Source organism: Streptomyces rhizosphaerihabitans (assembly GCF_025399795.1).
Classification (GTDB): Bacteria; Actinomycetota; Actinomycetes; order Streptomycetales; family Streptomycetaceae; genus Streptomyces; species Streptomyces rhizosphaerihabitans.
In genome coordinates, this window is record NZ_JAODTZ010000034.1 from 78,989 (window position 1) to 102,972 (window position 23,984).

Here is a 23,984-nt window from a genome sequence, read left to right on the forward strand (position 1 = left end):
ATCCTGACGCCCCTGTTGCCCCCATCCCGCCCGGCGCCCCAGAGTTCACCCCCGGGCCGGCTCCTCGGGCACCGAGGAGACGCCGTCCGGCGGGGCGGCGGGGGCTCAGTACGTTCGGCCCCCGGGCCGCCGTTCCGGTCGGCTCTCGGACGCCCGCCCGGCGGGTGTCGGCCCCGTCCGACGCCGGTCAGGCGTCGGACGGGCCGTCCGTGGATACCGGGCCGGAGGCCGTCGCGCCGGTCAGGCCGAGGAGCAGGATCCGGGTGAACGAGCGCACCCACTCCTCGTCCGCGGGTTCCGCGCTGACCAGGGTGCGATGGACGACCGCTCCGGCGACCACGTCGAAGATCAGGGCTGCGGTGCGGTCGGCGGAGGCGGGGTCCGCCTCCGGCGGGAGCTCGCCGCGGACCTGGGCGCGGGCGCGGCCCTCCATGACCAGGCGCTTCTGCCGGTCGACGATGGACGTGCGGATGCGTTCGCGCAGCGGTTCGTCGCGGGTGGACTCCGCCACCACGGCCATCAGCGCCGTCTTCGCCTCCGGGCGGTCCAGGATCGCCGCGAACTGGAGCACCACGCCCTCGATGTCGGCGGCCAGACTGCCCCGGTCGGGGAGTTCCAGCTCGTCGAAGAGCTCGGCCACCGCGTCGACGACGAGTTCGTTCTTGCCCGCCCAGCGACGGTAAAGGGTCGTTTTCGCGACTCCCGCGAGGGTCGCCACGTACCCCAACGTCAGTTTGGACCAGCCCAGTTCGACCAGGGCCGTGCGCGTCGCCTCCAGGATCGCGGCGTCCGCGGCGGCGCTGCGGGGGCGGCCCGTACGGGCCGCCTGGGAGCGACATTGCATGTCAGTGACCATATCCGGCCGATTCAACAGCCATATCCGGCGGTTCTGTGAAGCCGTGAGGGAGATCACCGGGAGACGGTGCACAGGCATGCCCTCGCACAGTTACGCTACGACTCGTAGCGAAAGCTCGAACGCGGCGACAACCGCACAGGCGTCAGGTGGGGACCCGACGCCGAACACGCATGACAAGGCTTGGCTTTCACAACGCTTTTCACACGTGCGCGAGGAAGGGGGAGGATGTACTCATGCAGCCACGGAACATGTCCATGAGCGGAGTCGTCGACCTCGCCGCGGTGAAGGCGGCCCAGGAGGCCAAGTCGAAGGCGGAGCAGGCGCGCGCCGAAGCGGCCAGGCAGGGCGGCGGGGGTGGCGCCGTGACCCCCGCGAGCCTTGTCATCGACGTCGACGAGGCGGGATTCGAGCACGATGTCCTGCAACGCTCCACCGAGGTGCCCGTCGTCATCGACTTCTGGGCCGAGTGGTGCGAGCCCTGCAAGCAGCTGAGCCCGGTCCTGGAGCGGCTGGCCGTCGAGTACGACGGGCGCTTCGTGCTCGCCAAGATCGACGTCGACGCCAATCAGATGCTGATGCAGCAGTTCGGGGTCCAGGGGATTCCGGCCGTTTTCGCGGTGGTGGCCGGACAGGCCCTGCCGCTCTTCCAGGGAGCCGCCGCCGAGGCGCAGATCCGCGGGACCCTCGACCAGCTCGTCCAGGTCGCCGAGCAGCGCTTCGGTCTGACCGGCCTGACGGTCGACTCGGACGCCGGGCCGGGTGCGGCCCCCACGGAGCAGGAGCTGCCGGCCGGACCGTACGACGCGTTGCTGGAGGCCGCCGTACAGGCGCTGGACGCGGGCGACTTCGGCGGTGCCGTGCAGGCCTACAAGAACGTGCTGGGCGACGATCCGGGCAACACGGAGGCCAAGCTGGGGCTGGCCCAGGCCGAGTTGCTCCAGCGGGTGCAGAGTCTCGATCCGCAGCAGGTGCGCAAGGACGCCGCGGAGAAGCCCGGTGACGTGCGGGCGCAGATCGCGGGGGCCGACCTGGACCTCGTCGGCGGCCATGTCGAGGACGCCTTCGGGCGGCTCATCGAGACGGTGCGGCGCACGGCGGGCGACGACCGGGACGCCGTACGGCTGCGGCTGTTGGAGCTCTTCGAGGTGGTCGGGCCCGACGACCCGCGCGTGGTCGCGGCGCGCCGGGCACTGGCCCGGGCTCTGTTCTGACCAGTCCCTAAACGTCAGGGCCTGTGATGCCCGGGTGAAAGATTGACCGACAGGGGTACATGTGGCCGCGCTTTACCAAAACTTGGTAAACGCGGCCGCTGTTACTCGTAGTAAGTCGAGGGCGTTGAACTGTCTGGTTCCGTCCGGCATTTGACCGTTGTGTCACCCCCTGCGGGGCCACCCTGAGTCGCCACCCGATACCGACGGGTCGTTCTTCGGTTATCCCGCCGTTACTAGCCAGTAACGAACCCCCTTGTGCCCACGGCGAGAATGCACCACGATCGGCGACGCTCGGTCCATTCCCGCACCCCGACAGCCAATCGGGTCGGCGGACTTTCTGGGTCCCCACCGAGTAGGGCCGACAGCCAGTGCGGTCGGTTCTTGGGCAGGGGGGTCTTTGCCGTCCGGCAGAGCCTGTCCAGCAGGTTGTGCGTGATGTGTGTCAGGCGCGACCAGTGGTTGTCGCTCGGGGGTGATCGCCGGTGATTCGGGTGCAATAGCACCTCCGGGTACAGGCGCTCTCCTTCCCGAGGACGTAGCACTTCTCCCATCCCTGCCCGGCTGAGCCGCCGCAACGTGGCAGTCAGGGCCAGGAGATGTACGTCCGAGAAGGAGGAAAATATGATGTCCCAGGTGCGTGGCGGGACCAGATGGAAGCGGTTCGCCGTCGTCATGGTGCCCAGCGTGGCAGCCACGGCAGCGATAGGTGTCGCCCTCGCGCAGGGTGCCCTCGCCGCGTCGTTCAGCGTTTCCGGTCAGTCGTTCAAGGTGTCCGCGGACAAGCTTGACGGCCAGGGCTTCTCGCAGTACGGAGCTCTCGACACCGGTACCGGCCTCGACGGCAAGTCGGCGCTGCACCCCGTCGCGGTGTCGGCGTTCACGAGCGCCGACATCACCAACATGTGCCAGTCTGTCGTGACCCCGGGTATCCCGTACCTCGGTTCCGTCAGCCTCGTGCTGAAGGCCGGTGGCAGTGGTACGCCGGTTCATGCCGACAACCTGTACATCGACGTCGAGGACCTCGGCGCCGACGCGACGTTCCGTGGCATCGACATCGGTGTCGCAGCCAAGGACGCCACCAAGGGTCCCGGCATGAAGGGCGGCGGCGAGCAGGCCAACCCCTACGGGTTCGCCCAGCAGGCCACCTCGGCCACGCTGACCGACGTGAAGCAGACGGCGTGGGCGACCACCGCCGGTACGTTCAAGCTCAGCGGTCTGAAGATGTCGGTGTCCGCGGGCACCCACGAGTGCTACTGAGCACCCCAGGGGTGGGCGAGGAGGCCTAGGCCGCTTCGCCCGCCCCGCCGCTCCGCCCGTCGTACGCGGAGCACTCAACGCGTACTTCTCACAGCAATGCCGTTCCAGGGAGCTGTTTCCATGAGCGCCGAGACTCCTGCCGCGCCCGGCCAGAACGATGAGCACTACCTTCAGGTGTTCCGGCGGAACTTCCGTAACTGGAGGGGCAGCCGCCCGTTCTGGGCCGGTCTGTTCATCGCGTTCGGCGGTGTCCCCATCGCCTACTTCCCGTACGCGCACCTGCAGGTCGGCCATCTGACGCTGGCGATGTCCACCACCGCCGGAGCCGGCTCCCTGATCATCGGCGTACTTCTCGTCGTGCTCGGGATCAGCCTCTGGTTCCAGAAGCACGTACGGACGTTCGCGGGTGTCGCCGCGATCCTCCTCGGTCTGGTGTCCCTCCCGGTGGCCAATCTGGGCGGCTTCCTCATCGGCTTCCTGTTCGCCCTCATCGGCGGTGCCATGGCGGTCTCCTGGGTTCCCGGCGAACCCGACGAGGGGTACTCCACGCAGCGGTCCCTCGACAAGGACGGCCTGCCGGACAGCGCGGCGGCCGAGCCCGTCGGGCCCGAGGCGGCGGACGGTGCGGGCGACCCGAACGATCTGTCAGGAACGAGCCCGAGCAACGGGGCGAACGGGAGGCACAGTGCCGGCTGACGAGGTGACCCACGGGACTGATGTGGAGGAGTCCCGTGTGAGAACCGGGCCGCGCCACGCGGCCCCGAGGAAGCCGCTGCTCACCAGGATCCAGATGCCTGCGGGCAAGGCGATAGCCATAGCGGCGATGCCGACGGCCGTTCTCATGGGAATGGGCTTCGTCCCGACGCTCGCCCAGGCCGACGACCACTCCACTTCCAAGACCCTCACGGCGGACGAGTACCAGGCGTGCGTCGAGGCCGTGACCGGCAAGGACGCGTCGGCCACACCGACGCCGTCCGCCTCGGCGAGCGCGAGCGCGACCCCTTCCGCGTCCTCCGACCAGGCCACACCGACCCCCTCCGCGTCGTCGGAGTCCGCGGCGCCGGGCGAGACCTCTTCCTCGGATTCAGGTTCCGACGACAAGGCCACGCCCGCTCCCTCCGCGTCCTCCTCCGCGGGCACGTCGGACAAGGCGGCGGACAGCAGCGCGTCCACGCCGACCCCCGCGGCGTCCAAGAGCAGCACGAACCCGCTCGACCCGCTGGGCGTCGGCGACGCCATCAAGGACATCCTCACGCCCGACGAGACGGCGAGCTCCACCCCCGCACCGTCCGCCTCGGCGAGCACGAGTGCGCCCGCGACCGACGGCAAGAGCGCCACGGACACCGTCAAGGACACGACCGACAAGGTCACCGAGACGCTCAAGGACACCACCGAGAAGGTCACCGACACGGCCTCGAAGGCCGCCTCGGACACCACCGACGAGGCCTCGAAGGCGGCCGACGCGGTCACCGAGTCGCCCAGCCCCTCCGCGAGCGCCACCACGAACGCCGCGGACTGCCCGGTCGCGACCGACGACGAGGGCGGCGTGGACAACCCGGTCACCCTGCCGGTCGACCCCTGGTACCTCAACGCCAGTTCGCTGACCCTCAAGGGCGCCGACTACCAGGGCATCGTCAAGGTGAGGACCGCCGACGGCACCGTCAAGAAGGTGCTGAAGTACGTCATCTCCGACGGCACCGACATCGGGGACCTGCACCAGACGGTGGAGGACAAGCAGACCGGCAAGACCTACCACGTGCAGGCTGCCAAGGGCTCGACGTCCACCATTCGTGACGGCAAGACGATCATGTACACGGAGAGCATCTCCGGGAACCTGCTCGGGCTCATCCCGGTCACGTTCGACCCGGACAACCCTCCGCCGCTGAACATCCCGCTGATCTACTTCACCAAGGTGAAGGTCGTTCAGGCGGGTCAGTTCGGCGGCACCCTGACCGTACCCGGACTCCACCAGTACACGACCGGCTGAGTCGTCCAGAGCCCGTCCGGGAGCCGCACAAACGCTGAGGGCGCCCCCTGTTCGCAGGGGGCGCCCTCAGCGGCGTACGGAGGCCGGGGGATCAGGCGTGGTGGACCTCGCCCAGGTGGTGCACCCGGACCATGTTGGTGGTGCCGGGGACGCCGGGGGGCGAGCCGGCGGTCATCACGACGACGTCGCCCTCGTTGAACCGCTTGAGCTTCTGCAGCTCGCGGTCCACCAGTTCGACCATCTCGTCGGTGCTGTTCACGAACGGCACGACGTGCGACTCGACGCCCCAGCTCAGCGTCAGCTGGTTGCGGGTGCCCTCGTCCGTGGTGAAGGCCAGGATCGGCTGGGCGGCGCGGTAGCGGGAGAGCCGGCGGGCGGTGTCACCGGACTTGGTGAAGGCCACCAGGCCCTTGCCGCCGAGGAAGTCGGCGATCTCGCAGGCGGCGCGGGCGACCGAACCGCCCTGCGTGCGCGGCTTCTTGCCCGGGACCAGGGGCTGCAGGCCCTTGGAGAGCAGCTCCTCCTCGGCCGCGACGACGATCTTCGACATCGTCTTCACGGTCTCGACCGGGTACGCGCCCACGCTGGACTCGGCCGACAGCATGACCGCGTCCGCACCGTCCAGGATCGCGTTGGCCACGTCGGAGGCCTCGGCGCGCGTCGGACGGGAGTTGGTGATCATCGACTCCATCATCTGGGTCGCGACGATCACCGGCTTGGCGTTGCGGCGGCACAGCTCCACGAGGCGCTTCTGCACCATCGGGACCCGCTCCAGCGGGTACTCGACGGCCAGGTCGCCACGGGCCACCATGACGGCGTCGAACGCCGCGACGACGCCCTCCATGTTGTCGACCGCCTGCGGCTTCTCCACCTTGGCGATGACGGGGACGCGGCGGCCCTCCTCGTCCATCACCTTGTGGACGTCGTTCACGTCGTCGGCGTCGCGCACGAAGGACAGGGCGACCATGTCGCAGCCCATCCGCAGGGCGAAGCGCAGGTCCTCGACGTCCTTCTCCGACAGCGCCGGCACGTTCACGGCCGCACCGGGCAGGTTGATGCCCTTGTGGTCGGAGATCACGCCGCCCTCGATGACGACCGTCTTGACCCTGGGGCCGTCGATCTCGACGACGCGCAGCTCGACGTTGCCGTCGTTGATGAGGATCTGGTCGCCGTGGGAGACGTCCCCGGGCAGACCCTTGTAGGTCGTGCCGCAGATGTGCTTGTCACCCGGCACGTCCTCGGCCGTGATGACGAACTCGTCGCCACGCTCCAGCTCGACGGGGCCTTCGGCGAAGGTCTCCAGGCGGATCTTCGGACCCTGCAGGTCGGCGAGCACGCCGATGGCGACACCGGTCTCGGCCGAGGCGGCCCGGACACGGTCGTACCGGCCCTGGTGCTCGGCGTGGGATCCGTGGCTGAAGTTGAAGCGGGCCACATTCATGCCGGCCTGGATCAGCTCGACCAGCTTCTCGTGGGAGTCGACCGCGGGGCCGAGAGTACAGACGATTTTCGAACGGCGCATGGGGCGATCCTATCGGTTTGTTTCGCTACGGAATATTCCGTCTGGCGGAAGATACAAATGGGCGGGCGGCCGCTCAGGCGTGGCTCTCCGGCCCGCTCAGGCGTTGCCCTTTCCGACCAGCGCATACGTCTGTGTGGCGATCTCCAGTTCCTCGTCCGTCGGCACCACGGCGACCGCGACCCGCGCGTACGGCGGTGAGACGATCCGCGGCTCACCGCCGCGCACGGCGTTCAGGTCGCCGTCGACCACGAGCCCCAGTTCCTCCAGGCCCGCGATCGCCGCCTCGCGCACCGGGGCGGAGTTCTCGCCCACTCCGGCGGTGAAGACGACGGCGTCCACCCGGCCGAGGACCGCGTAGTAGGCGCCGATGTATTTCTTCAGTCGGTGGATGTAGATGTCGAAGGCGAGCCGTGCCCGCTCGTCGCCCTCGTCGACACGGCGGCGTATCTCCCGCATGTCGTTGTCGCCGCACAGACCGATCAGACCGCTCTTCTTGTTGAGCAAAGTGTCGATCTCGTCCGTGGACATTTTGCCAACGCGCTCCAAATGGAAGATGACGGCCGGATCCACGTCGCCCGAGCGCGTTCCCATCACCAGGCCCTCCAGGGGCGTGAGCCCCATCGAGGTGTCCACGCACCGCCCGCCCCTGACCGCCGACGCCGAGGCCCCGTTGCCCAGATGCAGCACGATGACGTTGACCTCCTCGGGTGCCTTGCCGAGGAGTTCGGCGGTCGCCCGGGAGACGTAGGCGTGCGAGGTGCCGTGGAAGCCGTACCGGCGGATGCGGTGCTCGTCGGCGGTCGCCACGTCGATCGCGTAGCGCGCGGCCGACTCCGGCATCGTCGTGTGGAACGCGGTGTCGAAGATCGCGACCTGGGGGAGGTCGGGGCGCAGCAGCATCGCGGTGCGGATGCCGGTGAGGTTCGCCGGGTTGTGCAGGGGCGCCACCGGGATGAGCCGCTCGATCTCCGCGATGACCGCCGCGTCGATGACCGTCGGTTCGGTGAAGGTCCGTCCGCCGTGCACCACCCGGTGGCCGATCGCGGCCAGCTCGGGGGAGTCCAGGCCGAGTCCGTCCACCGCCAGTTCCGCCGCCACCGCCTTCAGCGCGGCCTCGTGGCCGGCGAACTCGTCGGTCCTCTCGCGGGTCTCACCCGTCGTCAGCGCGGTGTGCCGCAGCAGGGAGGTCCCCTCACCGATGCGCTCCACCAGACCGACGGCGAGCCGCGAGCTGTCGCGCATGTCGAGCAGCTGGTACTTGACCGACGAGGAGCCGGAGTTGAGGACGAGGACGCGCGTGGCCGGCGGGGAAGCGGGCTCGTCGGTCACGTCGGCGGAGGAGGGGGACGGGTGGGCGCTCACTGCTGGGCAGCCTTCTGGTCGGGGGCCTGGGACTGGATCGCCGTGATGGCGACCGTGTTGACGATGTCCTGGACGAGCGCGCCGCGGGACAGGTCGTTGACGGGCTTGCGCAGACCCTGGAGCACCGGGCCGACGGCGATCGCGCCGGCCGAACGCTGCACGGCCTTGTAGGTGTTGTTGCCGGTGTTCAGGTCGGGGAAGATCAGCACGGACGCCTGCCCGGCGACCTCCGATTCCGGCAGTTTGGTCGCCGCGACCGACGGCTCGACGGCCGCGTCGTACTGGATCGGCCCCTCGATCCGCAGGTCGCCGCGGCGCTGCCGCACCAGCTCGGTGGCCTCGCGCACCTTGTCGACGTCGGCCCCCGAACCCGAGGTGCCCGTGGAGTACGACAGCATCGCGATCCGCGGCTCCACGCCGAACTGCTGCGCGGTGGCGGCCGAGGAGATGGCGATGTCGCAGAGCTGTTCGGCGTTCGGGTCGGGATTCACCGCGCAGTCGCCGTAGACCAGGACCTTGTCGGCCAGGCACATGAAGAAGACGGACGAGACGATCCTCGATTCCGGCCTGGTCTTGATGATCTCGAACGCGGGCCGGATGGTCGCGGCCGTCGAGTGCACGGCCCCCGACACCATGCCGTCGGCGAGGCCCTCCTGCACCATGAGCGTCCCGAAGTAGTTGACGTCCGCGACGACGTCGTAGGCCAGCTCGACCGTCACTCCCTTGTGCGCACGCAGCTCGGCGTACTTCTCGGCGAAGGAGTCCCGCAGCGGCGAGGTCTGCGGGTCGATGATCTGGGTGGCGCTGATGTCGATGCCGAGGTCGGCGGCCTTCTTGCGGATCTGGTCGACCGGGCCGAGCAGCGTCAGATCGCAGACACCCCGGCGCAGCAGCACCTCGGCCGCGTGCAGGACACGCTCCTCGGTCCCTTCGGGAAGCACCACACGGCGCCGGTCGGAGCGGGCCTGCTCCAGCAGCTTGTGCTCGAACATCATCGGGGTGAGCCGGTCGCTGCTGGGCGCGGAGACCCGCTTCAGCAGGTCGGTGGTGTCCACATGCCGCTCGAAGAGGCCGAGCGCGGTCTCCGCCTTGCGGGGCGTGGCCGCGTTCAGCTTGCCCTCCATGGCGAACAGCGCGGTCGCGGTGGGGAAGGAGTTCCCGGCCACCGAGACCACCGGGGTGCCGGGCGCGAGACGGGCCGCGAGCGTGAGGATCTCGCTGCTGGGCCGCTCGTCCAGGGTGAGCAGGATGCCGGCTATCGGCGGGGTGCCGGCGCTGTGCGCGGCGAGCGAGCCGATCACCAGATCGGCCCGGTCCCCCGGGGTGACCACGAGACACCCCGGGGTCAGCGCCTGCAGGAAGTTCGGCAGCATCGCGCCGCCGAAGACGAAGTCGAGCGCGTCACGGGCGAGCCCCGCGTCGTCGCCGAGGAGCACCTTGCCGCCGAGCGCGTGGGTGATCTGCGCGACGGTGGGCGCGGAGAGGGCGGGCTCGTCCGGAAGGACGTAACAGGGCACGGGGAGCCGGGAGTCGAGCCGCTCCAGGATCTGCGGCCGGTCCTCCGGGGCCACCCGGTTCACCACCATCGCGAGGACGTCGCACCCCAGCCCGTCGTACGCGCGATAGGCGTTGCGCGTCTCGGAGCGCACCGACTCGGCACTCTGGCCCCGGCCGCCGACGACCGGGATCACGGACGCGGCGAACTCGTTCGCGAGGCGGGCGTTGAGGGCCAGCTCGTCGGGGACCTGGGTGCCGGCGAAGTCGGTGCCGAGGACGAGGACGACGTCGTAGTCGCGGGCGACCAGGTGGAACCGGTCGACGAGCGTGGACACCAGCTCGTCGGTGCCCTGCTCGGCCTGGAGCGCGGACGCCTCGTGGTAGTCCATGCCGTACACCGTCGCCGGGTCCTGCGCCAGCCGGTAGCGGGCCCGCAGCAGCTCGAAGAGCCGGTCCGGACCGTCGTGCACGAGCGGACGGAACACCCCCACCCGGTCGACCTGGCGGGTCAGGAGCTCCATGACCCCCAGTTCGACGACCTGGCGGCCGTCACCTCGGTCGATCCCGGTCACGTACACGCTGCGCGTCACGCGTGCTCTCCATCCGTTTCGTCGCCAGGCGGTTTCTGGGCTCGGAAAAAGGGCCCACCAACGTGAGCAGAACCCTCTTGACAATACCTCCGGCGCTGGCTAGGACGCCCGCCAGGGCAGACGTGCCGGTCGGCCGGAACCGGCGTTCCGGCGGCCCGGCGGATGGGCCGCCGGAGGGAATCGGCGGCCCATCCCGGGCCGTGAAACAATCGAAGCGGCTCACACGAACCAGCAGGGAGCAGGAGACACAGCACGATGCGCATCGGAGTTCTCACCGCAGGCGGCGACTGCCCTGGCCTGAACGCAGTGATCCGGTCGGTCGTGCACCGAGCGGTCACCAACTTCGGGGACGAGGTCATCGGCTTCGAGGACGGCTACGCCGGGCTCCTCGACGGCCACTACCGCACCCTGGACCTCAACGCGGTCAGCGGCATCCTTGCCCGCGGCGGCACCGTCCTCGGCTCCTCGCGGCTGCAGCGCGACCGGCTCCGCGAGGCCTGTGACAACGCGCAGGACATGGCCCGCGAGTTCGGTATCGACGTGCTCATCCCGATCGGCGGCGAGGGCACGCTCACGGCGGCCCGGATGCTGTCGGACGCGGGCCTGCCCGTGGTCGGCGTGCCGAAGACCATCGACAACGACATCTCCGCGACGGACCGCACCTTCGGCTTCGACACCGCCGTCGGCGTCGCCACGGAGGCAATGGACCGGCTGAAGACCACGGCCGAGTCCCACCAGCGCGTGATGGTCGTCGAGGTCATGGGCCGGCACGCGGGCTGGATCGCCCTGGAGTCCGGCATGGCGGCCGGCGCCCACGGCATCTGCCTGCCCGAGCGTCCCTTCGACCCCTCCGACCTCGTCGCGATGGTCGAGGAGCGCTTCGCGCGCGGCAAGCGGTTCGCCGTCATCTGTGTCGCCGAGGGCGCCCACCCCGCCGAGGGCACCATGGACTACGGCCACGGCGCGATCGACAAGTTCGGCCACGAGCGCTTCCAGGGCATCGGCACGGCCCTCGCGTTCGAGCTGGAGCGCCGCCTCGGCAAGGAGGCCAAGCCGGTCATCCTCGGCCACGTCCAGCGCGGCGGCACGCCGACCGCGTACGACCGTGTCCTCGCCACCCGCTTCGGCTGGCACGCCGTCGAGGCCGCGCACCGCGGCGACTTCGGCAGGATGACCGCGCTGCGCGGCACGGAGATCGAGATGGTGCCGCTCGCGGACGCGACCACCGAACTGAAGACGGTCCCGAAGGACCGGATGGACGAGGCGGAGTCGGTCTTCTAGTCCCCTCGGGGCCGTGCTCCGGGCTGGGCCGTGCTCCGGGCTGGGCCGTGTTCCGAGCGGGGCCCGGCACCGGGCCGGGGCGGCGGCCCTGCGGCCCTGCGGCCCTCAGTACGTATTTCTCTGGACCGCCGACCAGAAGTGGTCGAGGACCCGGTCGAGGAAGTCCCGGCCGGACTCGCCCGAGCCGGTGGCGGCCGAAACACCGCCCCAGTTCAGCGTGGCGACCATCTGCCCCTGGTAGTCGGTGTGCATCTCCTCCAGCACGTTCTCCAGGAGGTTCCGGTCCAGGGGCACCACCTTTGCGACCGGGCGCACGTAGGCCTGCCAGCGCGTCGTCACGGCGCTGCGCAGCAGGTCGGCGAGCCGGCCGTCGCGGCCCGTCAAGGTGATGAAGTCGGGCAGCGAGAGTTCCAGCACCTCGGCGAGCGCGGTCGACTGCCGCTCGTTGCCGCGCCAGCTGTCGGCCTCCTCCATCCGCTGGTAGGCGAGGAGTTCGATCCCGACGGCGTGTGCCACGTCCTCCGGGGCGAGATCGCGGGCGATGCGGTGTTCGCGCAAAGTGCGCGGGGCGCCTATGAGTTCACCTGCCGAGCACCACAACACACCTGCGAGGGCCGTGAGTTCGGGGCTGCTCGGCGCGGTGAAGCCGCGCTCCCAGGCGGTGACGAGATCGGGCGTGACGTACGGCAGCCCGTACGAGGCTCTCAGTCCGTAAGCGACATGCTCGGGCCCCATTCCGAGTGCCGCCCGCAGTCTTCGGGCGGCGGGGGCGTTGAAGGGCGGGGTGGGCTGTTGGGCTTGCGGTCGGTGCACGCGCACAAGGTATGGGTCCGGGGCAACCATGACTACGGTCTGTTCGGCCACAATCACAGATTGTAGGAACATACGGTTTCGGCCGTGGCCCTGAATTCGCCGTACCGGAACGGGGGTTCATCCCTTGACGGCCCCGCCGAGAGCGAACCCCCCGCCCAGCCGCCGGGCCACCAGCACATACAGCAGGATCACCGGGGTCGAGTAGATGACCGAGAACGCCGCCAGCTGCCCGTAGACCACGGTCCCCCGGTTCCCGAAGAACTCGTTGATGCTCACCGACGCCGGCATCTGGTCCGGCGTGAGCAGCAGCATGAACGGGACGAAGAAGTTCCCCCACATCATCACGAACGAGAAGACCGTCACCACCGCCACGCCCGGCCCCATCAGCGGCAGCACGATCCGCACCAGGGACTGCAGGGACGACGCCCCGTCCGTCCAGGCCGCCTCCTCCAGCTCCTTCGGCACGCCGTCCATGAAGTTCTTCATCAGCCAGATGGCGAAAGGCAGTTGGGAGGCGGCGAAGAAGAAGACCGTGCCCTGCGTGGTGTCGATCAGATTGACCTGCACGAACAGGGCGTACACGGGGACCATGATCGCCGTGATCGGCAGGCTCGTCGCGAAGAGGATCGTCAGCAGGAAGGGGCGGTTCAGCCGGGACCGGAAGCGCGAGAGGGGATAGGCCGCGAGAGCCGCGCACACCACCGTCAGCGCGGTGCCGCCACCGCACAGGATCAGGCTGTTCAGCAGCGGGGTGAACGTGATGTCCGGTTTCAGTACGGCGTCGAAGTTGGACAGCGTCACACCGTCCGGCATTTTCACCCGCAGGTCCGCGTGCGCGTCCAGGGAGGACAGGATCACCCAGGCCAGCGGGAGCGCGAACGCGGCCGCCACCACCAGGAGGCCGGCGTCGGCCGCCAGCCGCCGCCCCGAGCGGCGGGACCTGGGCGTCGCGCGGTGCGTCAGTACGGCCATGTCACAACTCCGTCCGCAGCAGCCGCATGTACACCAACGAGAACAGCGAGCCGACCACCAGGAGCAGCAGAGCCACCGCCGTCCCGTACCCGATCATGCTGTTCTGGAAGGCCTGTTCGTACATGAACAGGGGAAGGGTCTGGCTGCGGTTTCCCGGACCGCCCCTCGTCATCACCCAGATCAGCCCGAACACCGACAGTGTCTGCAGGGTGTTCAGCATCAGGTTGGTGCCGATCGAGCGGCGGATCATCGGCAGCGTGATGTGCCACATCCGCCGCCAGCCACCGGCTCCGTCGACCTCCGCCGCCTCGGTGATCTCCTTCGGGATCTCGCCCAGCGCCGCCGAGTAGACCAGCATGGAGAAGGCCGTGCCCCGCCATACGTTCGCGAACGACACGGCCAGGATCGGCAGCGTGAACATCCAGTTCTGGGACGGCAGATGGAGCCATTGAAGGATGGCGTTCAGGGTCCCTTCACGGCGGAAGAAGGCGTAGAGCAGGAAGCCCGCGACCACCTCCGGCAGCACCCATGCCGTGATGACGACCGCGCCGACCAGTGTGCGCACCGGTTTCGACGCCCGTTCCATCAGCGCGGCCAGGGCCAGGCCCAGGGTGTTCTGGCCGACCAGCGACGACAGCACCGTGAACACCAGCGTCAGCCATACGGCGTTGATGAAGGCGTCGTCCCGGAACGCCGCCCGGAAGTTGTCGAAGCCGACGAACGACGCGTGCGCCTGGCCCGTCAACTGCAGGTCGGTGAAGGCGATGTACGCGCAGTAGACGATCGGGCCCGCGAGGAAGAGGAGCAGGAGGACGACGGCGGGGGCGAGCGGGAGCGTCCGGGTGAGGGAGCGCAGCAGGCCTCCCCGGCGCGGGGCGGCGCCCCTTGCCCCCAGCGGCCGGACCGGCGGGGACGCCGCCCTCGTGCCGGCACTCACTTCCGGGTCACCTGGCCGTCGGTGACCGTCTTCAGCTCCTCGTCGTACGCGCTCGCTGCCCTGTCCACGGAACTGTCGCCGGTGGTCACGCTCTCCATGGCCTCCTGGATGGCGGTCGATACCCTCGGGTACGCCGGGTAGGCGGGCCGGTAGTGCGTGCTGGCGACCAGGTCCGTGAAGAACTTGATGCCGGGCTGGGCCTTCACGTAGGCCGGGTCGGCGGCGACGTCGTTGCGCACCGCGATACCGGAGTTGGCGATGTACCACTTCTGGGCGTTCGCCTTCGTCTGCATCGTCTTGACGAACGTGAAGGCCAGGTCGGGGTTGGACGCCTTGGAGGGGATCGACCAGGTCCAGCCGCCGGACATGCTGACCTTGCCGGGGGCCTGGCCGTGCTGGGTGGGCATGCGGGCGAGGCCGAGCTTCTGGGACCACTCGGGCCACTCGTGGCCCGAGCCCTTCAGCCAGTCCTGCGGGAGCCAGCTGCCGTCGAGGTCGATGCCGAGCTTGCCCTTGGGCAGCAGCTCACCGCGGACACTGGTCGCGAAGTTCGGGTCGAGCGCGTCGGTGACGTCGGGGCCGAGCTTCTCCTTGTAGACCGTCTCCACGAAGCCGAGGGCGTCCTTGAAGCCCTGGCCGCCGGCGATCCACTTCTTGGAAGCGGTGTCGTACAGCGGGTCCGTCGTGCCGTCGCCGGTCCCGTACAGCAGCATCTCGAAGCCCTGCATGGTGGCGGCCTCGCCCGCGGGTTTGCCCGTGTAGACGTTCAGGGGGGTGACGTCGGGGACCTTCTTCTTGATGGTGCGGGCGGCGGCGAGGATGTCGTCCCAGGTCTTCGGCTGCCAGTCGGCCGGCAGCCCCGCCTTCGCGAAGACGCCCTTGTCGAACCAGAGGCCGCGGGTGTCCGTCCCGTCCGGGACGCCGTACGTCTTCCCGTCCTGCGCCTTGGCCGCCGCCTTCGCGGTGCCGATGAACCGGCCCCAGTCGGACCACTTGTCCAGATACGGGTCGAGCGGCTTCAAGTACCCGCTGGTGATGTCCGAGTTGATGAGGAACGTGTCCTCGTAGACCAGGTCGGGCGCCGTCTTGGGCGACCTCAGCATCTGCTGGAGCTTGGTGTAGTACTCGGAGTCCGGGGCCTTGATCGGGACGAGTTCGACCTTCTTCCCCGGGTTCGCCTTCTCGAACTGCTTCTTCATCTCGCCGAGGTAGGTGTCCATCACCCGGATCGAGTTGTCCGTGGACTGCTTGTAGGACACCTTCACGGTGTCCGGATCGCTTCCGGAACCGGATCCGCAAGCGGTGAGCGTCGTCGCGGCGAGCAGCGTGGCGAGGAGAACGGGGGCGGCGGTGGGGCGCACGGGCAGGACCTCCTACGGACCGACATCGTTGTCGTGCGAGCCGAGTTGTCTGCCCGCCGAACGTAAAGCTGTGCGGATGTCAGGTCAATGACTGTGCAGTGGTGCAAGGCGCGGAAGCGGCAGGGAAGTTGCCCGGCCGGCGGTCTCGGCGCGCTGCTCCTCGGGGCGCCCGTGACCGCCCCTGCCGGTGCTCCGGCAGGGGGTCGACCGAGGTCCTCGGCCCCGGCCTGCCGCGAGAGGCCCGCCCCAGGTTCAGCCCTTGACCCAGCGGTACTGCAACTCCGGCCGCCCGACCGTCCCGTACTGCGGAGCGCGTGCCGCCCGGCCCGCTCCCACGAGGTGTTCCAGATAGCGCCGGGCGGTGATCCGGGAGATGCCCACGGCCTCGGCGACCTTGGCCGCCGTCAGGCCGTCGGCGCGGTCCCGCAGGGTGACGGTCACGCGTTCCAGGGTCGGCGCGCTCAGGCCCTTGGGCAGCGCGGCCGGGACCGGAGCCCGCAGGGCGGCCAGCGCGCGGTCCACCTCGTCCTGGCCGCTCGCCTCGCCGGCCGCCGCGCGGAACTCCGCGTACCGGATCAGCCGGTCGCGCAGGGTGGCGAAGGTGAACGGCTTCAGCACGTACTGGACGACGCCGAGCGACACCCCCTCCCGTACGACCGCCAGGTCCCGCGCCGACGTCACCGCTATGACGTCGGCGTGATAGCCGGCGGCGCGCAGGGAGCGGGCGAGCTGGAGGCCGTGCGTGTCCGGCAGATGCAGGTCGAGCAGCAGCAGGTCCACAGGAGTGCGGTCCAGCGCGCGTCGCGCCTGCGCACCCGTGTGGGCCTTGCCGACCGCCGTGAAGCCGGGCACCCGGCCGACGTACAGGACGTGCGCGTCGGCGGCGACGGGGTCGTCCTCGACGACGAGCACACGGATCGGATCGGTCATGCGCCGCCTCCGGGCAGAGCGGGCTCGGACGGCCGCGCGGACCGGGTGGGCGGGGGCGCCTGAGCGGGCCGGGGTGGCTGAAACGTCCGGCTGGACCCGGACGCAACGGAGTCGGCGGCTGCGTACCCCGTGTCCGTGGCCGGGTCCGAGCCCGGATCCGGGCCCCGGACCGACCCCGAGCTCCGGTTCGAGCCGGAATCCGGGTTCGGGTCGGAGGCCGGGTCCGAGTTCGGGGTCTGGTGCGGGGTGGGGGTGGAGTCCGGGGGCGGCGTGGGGAGCGGTAGCCGTACCTCGAACTCCGCTCCGCCGTCGGCCCCGTCCCGTACCTCCAGCGTGCCCGCGTGACGGCTCACCGTCTGCCGGGCGAGGGCCAGACCGAGGCCGCGGCCGCCGGGGCCCGCCGGTTTCGTGGACCAGCCGCGCCGGAAGACCTGCTCGGCATGGGAGGGGTCCACTCCGGACCCGGTGTCGGCGACCCGCAGCACCAGGGCCGAGTCGTCCGTGAACGCCGTCACCGTGACGCGGGCGCCCACCGTGCCCTGCGCCGCGTCCATCGCGTTGTCGATCAGATTGCCGAGGACGGTGACCAGATCGCGCGCCGAGAGCGAGGCCGGGAGCAGTCCGTCGTCGATGCCGCTGTCCTCGGAGACGACGAGTTCCACACCGCGCTCGTTCGCCTGGGCCGCCTTGCCCAGCAGCAGCGCGGCGAGGACCGGTTCGCTGACCGCGGAGATCACCTCGTCGGTGAGGGCCTGCGCCAGCTCCAGCTCGGCGGTGGCGAAGTCGACGGCCTCCTCGGCGCGGCCCAGTTCGATGAGGGAGACCATCGTGTGCAGACGGTTCGCCGCCTCGTGCGCCTGCGAGCGCAGCGCCTGGGTGAATCCGCGCTCCGAGTCCAACTCGCCTGTCAGTGCCTGGAGTTCGGTCACGTCACGCAAGGTGACCACGGTGCCGCGGCGTTCGCCGCCGGACACCGGGGAGGTGTTCACGACCAGCACGCGCGCGTCCGTCAGATGGACCTCGTCCACGCGGGGCTCCGCCGACAGCAGCGCGCCCGTCAGCGGGGCGGGCAGCCCGAGTCCGGCCACCGAACGGCCGACCACGTCGTCCGTGACGCCGAGCAGTTCCCGCCCGCCGTCGTTCATCAGCGCCACCTTGAACTGCCCGTCCAGCATCAGCAGCCCCTCGCGCACGGCGTGCAGGGCGGCCTGGTGGTAGTCGTGCATACGGCTCAGCTCGGCCGCGTTCATGCCGTGGGTGGAGCGGCGCAGCCGGGCGTTGATGACGTACGTGCCGACGGCGCCCAGCAGCAGCGCGCCCGCCGCGACCCCGAACAGAGCCGTGACCTGGTTCTGGACGCGTTCGGTGATCGCCTCGACCTTGATGCCTGCGCTGACCAGTCCGATGGTCCGCCCGCCGTCCTGGATCGGGGTGACGGCTCGTACGGAGGCACCGAGGCTGCCCGTGAACGTCTCCGTGAAGGACCCGCCCGCCAGCGCGGGCCCGATGTGCCCGAGGAAGTGCCTGCCTATCAGCTTCTCTTTGGGGTGCGTCCAGCGGATGCCCCGCGGATTCATGATCGTCACGAAGTCCACCTCGGTGTCCCGCTGCACCCGCAGGGAGTACGGCTGGAGTTCCTCGGTGGGGTTCGCGGTGCCGATGGCCGCGTGGACGGACGGGGCGTCCGCGACCGAGCGCGCGACCGCCATCGCCTGACGGCCCGCGGCCTCCTCGGCCTGGCTGCGGTCGCTGACGTAGGTGAACAGCGCGTACCCGGCGACGAGGACCGCGATCAGTACGGCCTGCATGCCGAAGAGCTGGCCGGCCAGGCTGCGGGGGCGCGGGACACGGGGGAGACGCATGCCGTTCAGTGTGCCTCGCCCGCACGGGTGCTCATCCGGACAGCGGCAGCCGAAGGACTCCGGCCGGGGAGCGGGAGCCGGGCGGCTTCGACCGGGAGCGGGAGCCGAACGGCGCTTCCGGGGGGTGCGGATCGAGCGAGGGATCCGGGCGGCGGGCACCGGGTGGCCCCGCCGGGGCGCGTGAACTCAATGAACGGAAGGGTGACCGCCCTCACACGCCGGGAGATAGTCCCCTCATCCCCCCGGGAGCCCACGCCTCCCGGTTTCCCCGGTCGTGAGCCGCACGCCGGGTACCGCCGGTCGTGAGCCGCACGCCGGATGATGCCGAAGACGTCGTCAAGGAGGGCAGCCGTGGCCAGCACGCCGCAAACGGCACCTGCCGCACCCGCCGCCAAGCGGGACCGCACGCACTATCTGTACATCGCCGTGATCGGCGCCGTGATTCTCGGAATCGCGGTGGGCCTGATCGCCCCCGACTTCGCCGTCGAGCTCAAGCCCATCGGTACGGGCTTCGTGAACCTGATCAAGATGATGATCTCCCCGATCATCTTCTGCACGATCGTGCTGGGCATCGGCTCGGTCCGCAAGGCCGCCAAGGTCGGCGCCGTCGGCGGTATCGCGCTCGGCTACTTCCTGGTCATGTCGCTGGTCGCGCTCGCCATCGGCCTGGTCGTCGGCAACATCCTGGAGCCGGGCAGCAGCCTGGCGATGACCGACGCGGTCAAGCAGGCCGGCCAGGGCCAGGTGTCGGCGGAGGCGCTGCCGCCGGTCGACTTCGTGCTCTCGATCATCCCGACCACGATGGTTTCGGCGTTCACCGAGGGCCAGGTTCTGCAGACCCTGCTCGTCGCGCTCCTCACCGGGTTCGCGCTGCAGGCCATGGGGCCGGCCGGGCAGCCGGTCCTGCGCGGTGTGGAACACATCCAGCGGCTCGTCTTCCGTATCCTCGCCATGGTCATGTGGGCCGCCCCGCTCGGCGCCTTCGGCGCCATCGCGGCCGTGACCGGTTCCGCCGGCCTGGACGCGCTCAAGAGCCTCGCCGTGCTGATGCTCGGCTTCTACGTCACCTGCTTCCTCTTCGTCTTCATCGTGCTCGGCGCGGTGCTGCGCGTGGTGACGGGCCTGAACATCCTCACGTTCCTGAAGTACCTGGGCCGGGAGTTCCTGCTGATCCTCTCCACCTCGTCCTCCGAGTCGGCCCTGCCGCGGCTGATCGCGAAGATGGAGCACCTGGGCGTCGGCAAATCGGTCGTCGGCATCACCGTCCCGACCGGCTACTCCTTCAACCTCGACGGCACGATGATCTACATGACCATGGCCTCGCTCTACATCGCCGACGCGATGGGCACGCCGATGGCGATCGGGGAGCAGATCCCGCTCCTGCTCTTCCTCCTCGTCGCGTCCAAGGGGGCGGCGGGCGTCAGCGGGGCGGGCCTCGCCACCCTGGCCGGCGGCCTCCAGTCGCACAAGCCCGCCCTGGTGGACGGCGTCGGCCTCATCGTCGGCATCGACCGCTTCATGAGCGAGGCACGCGCGCTGACGAACTTCGCCGGCAACGCCGTGGCCACGGTCCTGATCGGAACCTGGACGAAGGAGATCGACAAGGAGCGGGTGGCCAGGGTTCTCGCCGGAGAGCTTCCCTTCGACGAGAAGACCTTGCTGGACGACGCCGACGCCGGCACCGCCGCCTCCGCCGGTGGCCACGCGGACGTGCCGGAGCAGGGCGGCGAGAAGGAACCGGCCGAGGCGTAGGAACTCCGGCTCCGCTCGGGCGGACGGGCGCACGCGGGCCGGGTGTCCCACCCCTTGAGACGGGGGTACGCGGCCTCGGGACGCCCACCCCCAGGACGCCGGGCGGCCGGGCATCCCCCACGGGCCCGGCCACCCGGTGCACCGCTGACGGCGGCCGAGTCCTCGGAGGTCCCTGACCCCTCCGAGGACTCAGTCGCTCAGCTTGGCCACGAGTTCGGTGGCGCGTGAGGCGGGTACGCCCGCCGCGGTCAGCATGGTGACCGCGGCGGAGCTGCCCGCCTCCTCCGCTGCCAGGAGGTCGTCGTTCACCGCCTCCATGAGGGCGAACAGGGTCTGCTCGTGCACGTACGCCAGCGCGTACGGAGGCAGCGGCGACGCGAACACGCCCTGTTCCAGGCCGCGTCGGAGAATCTCCGCGCAGGCCTCGCGGACCGGCGTGAGGCGTTCGCGGATGCCCTGCATGGTGACGCTGCGCTGGGCGAGGGCGACCAGCAGCCGGTAACGGTCGGCGATCTCCCAGACGGCCAGGGTCGAGCGGGCCAGGGACTCGGCCGGGTCCACGACCCCTTCGCGGCCCGCCGCGTGCGCCGCCGCGACCGCCGCCACGGCCTCGTCGGTCAGGGTGCCGACCAGTGCCTCGCGGCTGGGGAAGTGCCCGTACACCGTGCGCCGTACGACACCCGCCGCCCGGGCGATCTGGTCCATGGACGCGTCGGGGTCACGCAGCAGTTCGGCGAGTGCGACGTCCAGGATGCGGCGGCGGTTCACATCGGCGCGGCTCGGGTTACCCGTGGTCATGGCTGCCATTCTGCCCGCCCTCCGGGCGACCTCCTGTCCCGTGGTCACAGGGTCTCCACCTCCTTCATTTGCACAGTGCTGTGCAATCTCGTATCTTGCACAGAGTTGTGCAGTTGCACTCCACTGTGCAAGTCCTGGTGCGGACGATCTCCGTACCCGTCGACGAAGGAAGGGCGACCGTAGCCATGCGTCTCGTCATGAACGAACCGGTCGAGAGGATGGACCGGCCCTATGTCCGGCGCTGGTGGGCGCTCCTTGTGCTCTGCCTGAGCCTGCTGATCATCGTGATGGCGAACACCGCCCTCACGGTCGCGGCTCCCGACATGACCCAGGATCTCGGTCTGTCCAGCGCCGACCTGCAATGGGTCATCGACGGCTACACCGTCCCGTACGCCGCGCTGATGCTGCTGCTCGGCGCCATCGGGGACAAGTACAGCCGCCGCGGGGCGCTCATCCTCGGGCTCGTCGTGTTCGGCGGCGGCGCGGTGGCCGGGTCGCTCGTCGACAGCTCCACCGGGGTCATCGCGGCCCGCGCCGTCATGGGCGTCGGCGCCGCGCTGATCATGCCCGCCACCCTCTCCCTGCTCGCCGCGACCTTCCCGCGCGCAGAGCGGGCCAAGGCGATCGTCCTGTGGACCGCCACCGCCGGACTCGCCATCGCCGCCGGGCCGTTGGTCGCGGGCGCCCTGCTGGAGAACCACGGCTGGTCGTCCACGTTCCTGATCAACGTGCCGATCGCCGCCCTCGCCATCGTCGGCGCCCTCGTCCTCGTACCGCCGTCCAAGGCCGCGCACCACAACCGCATCGACTACGTCGGCGGGCTGCTCTCCGTCGTCTGGATCGGCTCGCTGGTCTACATGATCATCGAGGGCCCGCACTTCGGGTGGGGCGTGAAGGCCGTGACCGCCGCCGTGGTCGCCGGGGCCGGACTGGTCCTCTTCGTCCTGTGGGAGCTGCGCCACCCGCGCCCGGTCATCGACGTACGACGCTTCGCCCACCGTCGCTTCGCGGGCTCGAACCTCGCCGTCGCCCTCTTCTTCCTGGCCGTCTTCGGCGCCTTCTACTACCTCACCCAGCACCTCCAGTTCGTCCTCGGCTACGACGCGCTGGACACCGGGGTACGGATGCTGCCGCTCGCCGGCGCCGTGTTCGTGGGCTCGGCGCTCACCGGGTACCTCACCCCGCGCATCGGCATGAAGTTCACCGTCACCGCGGGCATGGTCGGCGGCACGGCGGCACTGGCCCTGCTCACCCGGGTGGACGCCTCGTCGGCGTACGGCGACCTCGTGCTGCCCCTCGTCATCCTCGGCCTCGCCATCGGACTCGCGCTCTCGCCCTGCACGGACGCCATCATGGGCGCGTTCCCCGAGGCCGAACTGGGCGTCGGCGGCGCGGTCAACGACACCTCGCTGGAACTCGGCGGTTCGCTCGGCATCGCCATCCTCGGCTCGGTGCTGGCGGGTTCGTACTCCTCGCACCTCGCCGACGCGACCGCGGGCAGCAAGCTTCCGGCGGGCGCCCTGGCCACGGCCCAGGACTCGGTGGGTGCCGGATACGCCGTCGCCCAGGGCATCGGCGACAAGGCCCGCGCGCTCGGTGAACAGGCCGCGCAGACGGCGGACGCCACGCAGGCGGCCCAGCTGAAGGCGCAGGCCGGTCAACTCGCCGGCGGAGCCCGGCAGATGGCGGACGCGGTCGGCTCGTCCTTCTCGGACGCGGTGGCGCACACCAGCCTCGTCGGAGCGGTGATCCTGGCTGTCGGCACCGTGCTGGTGGCGGTGCTCCTGCCGCGCAAGGGCCGTACGGAGGACGAGGCCGAGCCCGAGAATGAGCCCGAGGCTCAGCCCGGGGCCGAGACCGAGGGCGGGAACAAGTCTGCCGCCGAGAACGAGCCTGCCGCCGAGAACGAGCCTGAGGCCGAGAATGAGCCTGAGGCCGAGAACGAGGCCGGGGCCGAGCCCGAGGTCGAGAACGAGGCTGCCTCTGAAGTCGGGAACAAGGCCGCGGATGAGACCGAGGCCGGTGACAAGGCCGGCAACGAGCCCGGGGCGGAGGCCGACGAGGATGCCGCGGAGCGGGCCGGCGGTGAGGCCGGAGGTTCGGGTGGCGATTCCGCCGGAACCGTGACCCCCCGGGCCGCCGTCTCGTAGAACATGCACTACCGTGCCGTGCCGGACCGACCGGCACGGCACGGCACGTTCTGCGGAGGACACCGAGCATGAAGATCGACTGGGACCGGCGTACGTGCGCGCGCAAGGGGCACATCACCTACGCGCCGGACGACCCGCGTCTGCGGGTGCGGCTGCACGCCGAGACCGCGCTCGGCGAGGCCTGGCGCTGCCTGCGCTGCGGCGACTTCGCGCTCGGCGATCCGCACGGCTCGGGCCCCGCGGACGAGGCGCCGCTCGTGCCCCGCGGCAAGGTGCTCCGCGACCTGTTCATCCTGCGCTTCCTGGCGATCGAGCGTGCCGTGCGCGGGGTGTTCATCGTGCTGGTCGCGGCCGCCGTCTGGAAGTTCAGCAACAGCCAGTTCGCGGTGCGCCGGCTCTTCGACGAGTACCTCGACGTCCTCAGGCCGGTCTTCCGGCACTTCCACTACGACCTCGACCACTCGCCCGTGGTCGGCACCATCCAGAAGACCTTCGGCTACAAGCACTCCACGCTGCTGCTCGTCGCGGTCCTGCTGCTGGTGTACGCGCTGGTCGAGCTCGTCGAGGCGGTCGGGCTCTGGTACGCCAAGCGCTGGGCGGAGTACCTCACGGTCGTCGCCACCGCCGCGTTCCTCCCGCTGGAGATCTACGAACTCACCGAGCACATCAGCTGGCTGAAGATCGCGACGCTGGTCCTGAACATCCTCGCCGTCCTCTACATCGCCCTCGCCAAACGGCTGTTCGGCCTGCGCGGCGGACACAAGGCGTTCGAGGCCGAGCGGCAGAGCGCATCGCTTCTGGAGGTCGAGGAGTCGGCCGGGGTCATGGTCTGAACCCCGGACCCAC

At 70.1% G+C, this 23,984-nt stretch carries 18 protein-coding genes and 1 pseudogene; 8 read left to right on the forward strand and 11 right to left on the reverse strand.

Annotated elements, in window-relative coordinates; genetic code table 11:
• Positions 1 to 187: 187 nt before the first annotated feature.
• Entirely contained in the window at positions 188 to 844 is a 657-nt protein-coding gene (locus N4G66_RS29060; RefSeq protein ID WP_261707206.1) for a TetR/AcrR family transcriptional regulator, read from the reverse strand.
• A gap of 245 nt (positions 845 to 1,089) precedes the next feature.
• On the opposite strand from N4G66_RS29060, the gene N4G66_RS29065 reads away from it, so the two are divergent.
• The 4 genes from N4G66_RS29065 to N4G66_RS29080 all read left to right on the forward strand — a co-directional run bounded on the left by N4G66_RS29065 (position 1,090) and on the right by N4G66_RS29080 (position 5,311).
• Positions 1,090 to 2,067, forward strand: coding sequence for a tetratricopeptide repeat protein (locus N4G66_RS29065; RefSeq protein ID WP_261707207.1), 978 nt, complete (start codon positions 1,090 to 1,092; stop codon positions 2,065 to 2,067).
• 621 nt (positions 2,068 to 2,688) lie between these two features.
• A complete protein-coding gene (locus N4G66_RS29070; protein WP_261707208.1) occupies positions 2,689 to 3,324 on the forward strand; it encodes a DUF6230 family protein in 636 nt (211 codons plus the stop codon).
• A gap of 120 nt (positions 3,325 to 3,444) precedes the next feature.
• Entirely contained in the window at positions 3,445 to 4,020 is a 576-nt protein-coding gene (locus N4G66_RS29075; protein WP_261707209.1) for a DUF6114 domain-containing protein, read from the forward strand.
• Positions 4,010 to 5,311: a hypothetical protein gene (locus tag N4G66_RS29080; RefSeq protein ID WP_261707210.1), complete on the forward strand. Its 1,302-nt coding sequence runs from the start codon at positions 4,010 to 4,012 to the stop codon at positions 5,309 to 5,311. The genes N4G66_RS29075 and N4G66_RS29080 overlap by 11 nt, the downstream gene beginning before the upstream one ends.
• Positions 5,312 to 5,402: 91 nt before the next feature.
• Here the strand turns inward: N4G66_RS29080 and pyk are convergent, their stop codons facing one another.
• The 3 genes from pyk to pta form a co-directional block, all read right to left on the reverse strand.
• The gene (pyk, locus tag N4G66_RS29085) at positions 5,403 to 6,833 is read right to left on the reverse strand and encodes a pyruvate kinase (protein WP_261707211.1); all 1,431 of its coding nucleotides are present in this window, start codon (positions 6,831 to 6,833) and stop codon (positions 5,403 to 5,405) included.
• Between the two features lie 96 nt (positions 6,834 to 6,929).
• Complete coding sequence (locus N4G66_RS29090; RefSeq protein ID WP_261707231.1) at positions 6,930 to 8,162, reverse strand: acetate kinase; 1,233 nt, start codon at positions 8,160 to 8,162, stop codon at positions 6,930 to 6,932.
• A 29-nt stretch (positions 8,163 to 8,191) separates the two neighbouring features.
• Positions 8,192 to 10,282 (reverse strand): phosphate acetyltransferase, encoded by a 2,091-nt coding sequence (pta, locus tag N4G66_RS29095; RefSeq protein WP_261707212.1) that lies wholly within the window; start codon positions 10,280 to 10,282, stop codon positions 8,192 to 8,194.
• A 255-nt stretch (positions 10,283 to 10,537) separates the two neighbouring features.
• Between pta and N4G66_RS29100 the strand changes: the two genes are divergently transcribed.
• Entirely contained in the window at positions 10,538 to 11,563 is a 1,026-nt protein-coding gene (locus N4G66_RS29100) for an ATP-dependent 6-phosphofructokinase (protein ID WP_261707213.1), read from the forward strand.
• A 105-nt stretch (positions 11,564 to 11,668) separates the two neighbouring features.
• On the opposite strand, the gene N4G66_RS29105 is transcribed toward N4G66_RS29100, so the two are convergent.
• The 6 genes from N4G66_RS29105 to N4G66_RS29130 all read right to left on the reverse strand — a co-directional run bounded on the left by N4G66_RS29105 (position 11,669) and on the right by N4G66_RS29130 (position 18,438).
• Positions 11,669 to 12,406 carry an XRE family transcriptional regulator gene (locus N4G66_RS29105; protein ID WP_261707232.1) on the reverse strand — a complete coding sequence of 246 codons (738 nt, stop codon included), beginning with the start codon at positions 12,404 to 12,406 and terminating at the stop codon, positions 11,669 to 11,671.
• Positions 12,407 to 12,493: 87 nt separating this feature from the next.
• Positions 12,494 to 13,348, reverse strand: coding sequence for a carbohydrate ABC transporter permease (locus N4G66_RS29110; protein WP_261707214.1), 855 nt, complete (start codon positions 13,346 to 13,348; stop codon positions 12,494 to 12,496).
• Between the two features lies 1 nt (position 13,349).
• Positions 13,350 to 14,243: a carbohydrate ABC transporter permease gene (locus N4G66_RS29115; protein ID WP_261707233.1), complete on the reverse strand. Its 894-nt coding sequence runs from the start codon at positions 14,241 to 14,243 to the stop codon at positions 13,350 to 13,352.
• 38 nt (positions 14,244 to 14,281) lie between these two features.
• Positions 14,282 to 15,652 carry an extracellular solute-binding protein gene (locus N4G66_RS29120; RefSeq protein ID WP_261707234.1) on the reverse strand — a complete coding sequence of 457 codons (1,371 nt, stop codon included), beginning with the start codon at positions 15,650 to 15,652 and terminating at the stop codon, positions 14,282 to 14,284.
• Positions 15,653 to 15,898: 246 nt separating this feature from the next.
• On the reverse strand, positions 15,899 to 16,576 hold the full coding sequence (locus tag N4G66_RS29125; protein WP_261707215.1) for a response regulator: 678 nt from the start codon (positions 16,574 to 16,576) through the stop codon (positions 15,899 to 15,901).
• Entirely contained in the window at positions 16,573 to 18,438 is a 1,866-nt protein-coding gene (locus tag N4G66_RS29130; protein WP_261707216.1) for an ATP-binding protein, read from the reverse strand. Before N4G66_RS29130 ends, N4G66_RS29125 begins: the two co-directional genes overlap by 4 nt.
• 321 nt (positions 18,439 to 18,759) lie before the next feature.
• Between N4G66_RS29130 and N4G66_RS29135 the strand changes: the two genes are divergently transcribed.
• The gene (locus tag N4G66_RS29135) at positions 18,760 to 20,190 is read left to right on the forward strand and encodes a cation:dicarboxylate symporter family transporter (protein ID WP_261707235.1); all 1,431 of its coding nucleotides are present in this window, start codon (positions 18,760 to 18,762) and stop codon (positions 20,188 to 20,190) included.
• Between the two features lie 189 nt (positions 20,191 to 20,379).
• On the opposite strand, the gene N4G66_RS29140 is transcribed toward N4G66_RS29135, so the two are convergent.
• The gene (locus N4G66_RS29140) at positions 20,380 to 20,988 is read right to left on the reverse strand and encodes a TetR/AcrR family transcriptional regulator (protein ID WP_261707217.1); all 609 of its coding nucleotides are present in this window, start codon (positions 20,986 to 20,988) and stop codon (positions 20,380 to 20,382) included.
• A 185-nt stretch (positions 20,989 to 21,173) separates the two neighbouring features.
• On the opposite strand from N4G66_RS29140, the pseudogene N4G66_RS29145 reads away from it, so the two are divergent.
• Positions 21,174 to 22,832, forward strand: a pseudogene (locus N4G66_RS29145) (MFS transporter); the annotation flags it as partial.
• Between the two features lie 374 nt (positions 22,833 to 23,206).
• Positions 23,207 to 23,971, forward strand: a complete 765-nt coding sequence (locus N4G66_RS29150) for a DUF2127 domain-containing protein (RefSeq protein WP_261707218.1) — start codon at positions 23,207 to 23,209, stop codon at positions 23,969 to 23,971.
• The last annotated feature ends 13 nt before the right edge of the window (positions 23,972 to 23,984 follow it).